The organism is Acetobacter sp. DsW_059 (genome assembly GCF_002153695.1).
Taxonomy (GTDB): domain Bacteria; phylum Pseudomonadota; class Alphaproteobacteria; order Acetobacterales; family Acetobacteraceae; genus Acetobacter; species Acetobacter thailandicus.
The window spans coordinates 1-588 of the sequence record NZ_JOPI01000119.1 but is presented as its reverse complement, the minus strand read 5'-3'; the positions used below and the strand labels follow the sequence as shown (position 1 = coordinate 588).

1 pseudogene is annotated in these 588 nt (G+C 53.2%); it reads right to left on the bottom strand.

Features of this window, described 5'->3' with window-relative positions:
* Positions 1 to 588: pseudogene (locus tag HK25_RS12200) on the bottom strand (terminase); the annotation flags it as partial.

The window sequence follows — 588 nt, the reverse complement described above, 5'->3', positions numbered from 1 at the left end:
TTCCTGCCTGCCCCGGGTCCTGTGGAAGGATAATTTCAATCTGAGGGCCGTCCTGTGATGCCGTACCCATAATTGATTTTTCAACATCGAGAGGACCACCACGAAGACGAACGATATCAAGGATATAAATCCTACCGTCTGACGTGCGTAACGTTTTGACACCTGCAGTCCAGTCCGGATCGCGTGTTCCGACTTGTTTTGTCGCGGCCAGATCCCATCGCCTGACAATTGTTCCGCCAGTTGGCGCAGCATCGACAATGTTGATGACAGACGTATCAAATAGTGCACCTTTAGATGGAGCAGGTTTCTGCTGATACAGAGCTGCCCATTCGCGGAGGCCAACAGATTTTTCAATCTGCCGCAGCTCTCTGAGCGGGAAAACATCAGGCCAGAGTGCATCGCCAGCTTTGCGCCCCAGGGGGTCTGATTCAGTTTCGCAGATAGCAGGGAGAGAAAGAACCTCCCAGCTCTCACCGGTTCCGTTTGCCATTTCATCAAGCAGACGCCCTGCCAGATCGTCAGGGTGCCACCGTGTAAGTACCAGAACGATAGCACCTCCCGGCATTAGTCGGGTTCGCAATACAGAGC